Source organism: Kitasatospora purpeofusca (assembly GCF_000718025.1).
In the GTDB taxonomy this organism is placed as follows: Bacteria; Actinomycetota; Actinomycetes; order Streptomycetales; family Streptomycetaceae; genus Kitasatospora; species Kitasatospora purpeofusca.
On the sequence record NZ_JODS01000069.1, the window covers coordinates 1 to 5,016 of the forward strand.

The 5,016-nt window shown below is 71.6% G+C and carries 2 protein-coding genes and 2 pseudogenes; all 4 read left to right on the forward strand.

Features of this window, described 5'->3' with window-relative positions; all coding sequences use genetic code 11:
• Window positions 1-106 (forward strand): annotated as a pseudogene (locus IF01_RS0140615) (ATP-binding protein); the annotation flags it as partial.
• A 405-nt stretch (window positions 107-511) separates the two neighbouring features.
• A complete protein-coding gene (locus IF01_RS51310) occupies window positions 512-3,949 on the forward strand; it encodes a nitrate- and nitrite sensing domain-containing protein (RefSeq protein ID WP_051757220.1) in 3,438 nt (1,145 codons plus the stop codon).
• Window positions 3,950-3,959: 10 nt separating this feature from the next.
• A pseudogene (locus tag IF01_RS0140625) lies at window positions 3,960-4,196 on the forward strand (roadblock/LC7 domain-containing protein); the annotation flags it as partial.
• A gap of 38 nt (window positions 4,197-4,234) precedes the next feature.
• Complete coding sequence (locus IF01_RS46550) at window positions 4,235-4,969, forward strand: DUF742 domain-containing protein (RefSeq protein WP_078880774.1); 735 nt, start codon at window positions 4,235-4,237, stop codon at window positions 4,967-4,969.
• Window positions 4,970-5,016: the final 47 nt, after the last annotated feature.

Here is a 5,016-nt window from a genome sequence, read left to right on the forward strand (position 1 = left end):
CAGCACCGAAACCCCCGTCATCACCCTCGACGCCCGACGACGCGACAGCGCCAAGAGCGCCCTCATCACCCTCGTCGAACACGCCCTCCTCGCCCGGCTCCGCTGAGCGGAGTCCCAGGTCGGCGGCCCCGGCACCCCGTCCCACCGGCGGGGTGCCGGGGCGCGTTCGCTTGCGGGGAGGTGTCGTCCGGGCGCCACGCGCAAGACCCTCGCATAAGCAGCGGATAACAGTTCGGTAGGCATTTCGTGATCAACAATGACTGTTTGTAGCGAATCAGCGTCGCTCAGCGCCAGAAGACCACAGTTTTGCTCCAAGTTGTCGGCGAATGTCCTAAATTGCACCGCACACAGCGCCCACCAGCAGCTGTTTGTCCCCCATCCCTGCACGTGCTGAAATTCCAGCTACCCCTGGATCCCGTACGGCTGTCGCTCCGCTCCCCGGAGCGCGCGGCCACCGGGGGTAGCGCTGGATTGATCCATGGCCGCCTGTCGGCCGAGAGGTAGTTGTCGAGTGAGGCGTAAGCAGCAGGTCGCCCCGCAGCGGCGCTCCGAGCCCCGCCAGAGCGAGCCGAACGGCACGGCACCGGAACCCGGCGGGTTCTCGGCGTTCACCCCGACCGAGGAGCGGCCCCAGGCCGCCCCGGCACCGCAGCCGCCCGGCACCGGGAAGGACCGCCCCACGGGCGCCCCGGTCCTCGGGTCCGGCAGCGGCCAGGGCACGGACGGCGCCGGGCCGAAGAGCAGCCGGTACGACTTCGTGCGGCCGCGCAACTGGCGCGTGCCGGCCCGTCTGATCGCGATTCTGCTGATCCCGGTCATCATCGCCCTGGTCTTCGGTGGCCTGCGCGTCAACACCTCGATCGACGGCTTCGTCAAGGCCGACCGCGCCCAGCGCACCGCGGCCCTCGCCAAGGCCGCCACCGAGCTCTCCGAGGCACTGGAGAGCGAGCGCGACAAGACGCTCATACCCCTGATCACCAAGCAGGACCCGAACAACGACGTCACCAAGGCGCGCTCGACCACCGACGCCGCCCTCAAGTCGTACAACGCGGCCTACGAGGCGAGCGACAAGTCCGGCGAGCTCCCCCGGCGCCACGACGCGTTCCAGCAGATGGTCGTCTTCCTGCCCCAGCTGCGCGCCACCGCCTACAGCGACACGCTGTTCGCCTCCGCGACCGTCAGCGCCTACTCGGTGATGTTCGCCCCGCTGCTCGCCTACGACAACTCGGTCGGCCTCGGCTCCAGCAACCTCACCAGCAAGGGCCGCTCGATCTACGCGATGTCGCTGGCCAAGGCCTCCGCCTCGACCCAGCGCGCCCTCATGCTGCAGCTCCTGGTCGGCATCGCCGCCCAGAAGACCACGCGCTACGAGAACGTCGACCTCATCCAGCAGCTGCTGGTCGCCCAGCGCCTGGAGCAGACCGCGCTCTCCGAGTTCAACACCGGCAGCGCCCCCGAGGACGCCAAGAAGTACGCCGACGCCCAGGTCGCCCAGGCCAACGCCGACCAGCGGACCGCGTACCGGATGCCCAACGGCAGCGCCCCGACCATGGGCGGCCTGCTCAACATCGGTGCCGCCTACACCCAGGCCGCCGCCAACGGGCAGTCCCAGGGCCGCGAGGTGGCCGACCGGGCGTACAAGGAGGCCAAGGACGCCGGCCTCACCCCGGAGAACTGGAACCAGGCCGCCAACACCCACATCTCCAGCCTCCGCGCCACCGAGGTCGTGCTGCTGGACGACGTGCTCGCGGACGCCGCCGACCTGCGCGACAACGCGCGCTTCGACGCCATCCTCAACTCGCTGATCGTCATCGTCGCGCTGGTCCTCGCCGGTGTGCTCACCGGCTACGTGGCCCGCTCGATGATCCTCGGCATGCGCACCCTGCGCAGCGCCGCGCTCGACATCGCCGACCACCGTCTGCCCGAGCTGGTCGAGAAGCTCTCCAAGACCGACCCGGAGCGGGTGGACACCAACGTCGTCCCGATCCCGCTGTACGGCAAGGACGAGATCGGCGAGGTCGCCCGGGCCTTCGACCAGGTCCACCGGCAGGCGGTCGCGCTCGCGGCCGAGCAGGCCCTGCTGCGAGGCAACGTCAACGCGATCTTCACCAACCTGTCGCGCCGCAGCCAGAGCCTCATCCAGCGCCAGCTGGCGCTGATCACGGACCTGGAGAACAACGAGGCCGACCCGGACCAGCTGGAGAACCTCTTCAAGCTGGACCACCTCGCGACCCGAATGCGCCGCAACGGTGAGAACCTGCTCGTCCTCGCGGGCGAGGAGGCCGGCCGCCGCTGGAACACCCCGGTCCCGCTGGTCGACGTCCTGCGCGCCGCCGCCTCCGAGGTGGAGCAGTACGAGCGCGTCGAGCTCTCCGGCATCCCCGAGGCCGAGGTCGTCGGCGCCGCCGTGACCGACCTCGTCCACCTGCTCGCCGAGCTGCTGGAGAACGCCACCACCTTCTCCAGCCCGCAGACCCGGGTGCTGGTCAACGCGACCCGCCTGCCCGACGGCCGGGTGCTGGTCGAGATCCACGACAAGGGCATCGGCCTCACCGCCGAGGACTTCGCGGAGATCAACGAGAAGCTGGCCGAGCCGCCCACGGTGGACGCCACCATCTCGCGCCGCATGGGCCTGTTCGTGGTCGGCCGGCTGTCCCAGCGGCACGACGTCCGCGTCCAGCTCCGCCCCTCCGGCGAGTCCGCGGGCACCACCTCGCTGGTCATGCTGCCGCCGTTCCTGACCCAGATGGCCGCGGCGCCGGAGCCCGAGGAGCAGTTCACCGTCTCCCGGATCTTCGCCGACCAGGAGCCCGCCGCCGAGTGGGCCCCCGACCGGGACCAGGCCCGCAGCGCCGCCGAACTCGGCTTCGACGACCACCTCACCGGCCACAACGGCACCGGTTCCAGCGGCTTCAGCCCGGCCCTGGAGGCCGTCCAGCGCTCCCAGCGCCTGGACCAGGTCCGCCGCGCCGCGCTGGAGTCCGGCCCGGAGGGCGACCGGCAGGTGCTGGACGCCGAGGTCGAGGACGAGTACCCGGCGTACGGCCGTCGCAACGACGAGGACTACGGCCAGGACGCGCAGTACCCGCAGCAGGGCTACGAGCAGTCCGGCTACGCCGACGACCAGTACGGCTACCAGCAGGACGAGTACGGCCAGGACGCCGGGTACCAGCAGGACGGATACGGCCAGCAGGACGGTTACGGCCAGCAGGACGGCTACGCCCAGTACCCGCAGCAGGGCTACGACCAGTACGGCCGGCCGGACGAGTACGGCCAGGGCGACGGCTACGACCGCTCCGGCTACGCCGGCGAGAGCTACGCCGAGGAGGCCCCGGCGGGCCACCCGTACGCCCCGGAGCAGCCGGCCCTCCCGGCCGCCGCCGACAACGGCTCGGCCACCCTGCCGTCCGGGCTGCCGCAGCGCCGCCCCGGCCAGCAGCTGGCCGGCGGCGGGTTCCCGTCCGGCCCGCAGGAGAGCGGCGAGACGCCCAACTGGTTCGCCGGCGCCAAGGACACCTCGTCCGGTCCGGCCGAGCCCCGCGGCAGCCACGACGTGTCCGCCCTCGGCGGCTACGGGCCCACCGGCCCGACCGCGGCCGGCGGCCAGACCTGGCAGTCGCCCAACGACGGCGACTGGCAGCGGGCGGAGAAGCTCCGCGAGCCCTCCTCCAGCGGCACCACCCAGGCCGGCCTGCCCCGGCGCGTGCCCAAGCAGAACCTGGTGCCGGGCAACGCCCAGCCCACCCCGCAGGACGGTCCGCAGGTGTCCCGCGCGCCCGAGGAGGTCCGCGGCCGTCTCACCAACCTGCGCCGCGGCGTCGAGCAGGGCCGCAGCGCCGGCAGTACCGGAAGCTTCCGGATCGACCCCGATCAGGTAGACCCGTCCGGCAACGGACAGCAGAATCGCAGCACCGATCTCTTCGGCGGCTCGAACCACCAGGAGCGTTGAGTTGAGTCAGATGAGCCAGGCCGCACAGAACCTGAACTGGCTGATCACCAATTTCGTGGACAACACCCCTGGGGTGTCGCACACGGTGGTGGTCTCCGCGGACGGCCTCCTGCTGTGCATGTCGGAGGGTTTCCCTCGCGACCGCGCAGACCAGCTCGCCGCCGTCGCCTCCGGCCTCACCTCCCTCACGACCGGCGCCAGCCGGATCTTCGAGGGCGGCGAGGTCAACCAGACCGTGGTCGAGATGCTCGCACCGCACCGCCGCACCTTGTGAGGAGAGGAACCGTGACACCGCCCGACGACCGCAGCGGCCAGTACGGCGTTCCGTACCCTGGCACGGGCCACGACGCCTTCGGAACACCCGGCGTCGTCGGCCACGGTCAGCAGTACGGCCAGCCGCTCCCCGGCCAGCAGCAGCAAAGCCAGCAGCAGGGCCAGCAGCACGGCCGTCCCTACGGACAGCCGGCCTACGGCCAGCCGTACCCGCCGGGGCAGTACGACCAGTACACCCAGCCCCAGCCCTCGTACGACGCTCCTCCGGCCGGCTATCCGGGCGGGGCGGGCGGGCAGCAGTCCGGTCACCTCCGCGGTCGCGGACCGGCTGCCGGGCAGCCGTCCGGGCAGCAGCCCGGCGGACCGTCCCGGTCCGGGTACGACGACTACGAGGACGAGCCGGACAGCGGCCCGCTGATCCGCCCGTTCGCGATGACCGGCGGACGGACCCGGCCCCGGTACGAGCTCGCCCTGGAGGCGCTCGTCTCCGCCGACGTGGATCCGCAGCGACTGTCCACCCTGCTGCCGGAGCACCAGCGGATCTGCACCCTGTGCACCGAGGTGAAGTCCGTGGCCGAGGTCTCGGCGCTGCTCTCCCTGCCCCTGGGAGTGGCGCGGATCCTCGTGGCCGACCTGGCCGAGGCCGGCCTGGTCGCCATCCACCAGCCCGCTTCCGGCGGCGAAACCGGAAACCAGCCCGACGTCACGCTGCTCGAAAGGGTCCTCAGTGGACTTCGCAAGCTCTAACGCGGCCGCCCCCACCCGCGCCACCACCTCCGCGAAGATCGTCGTCG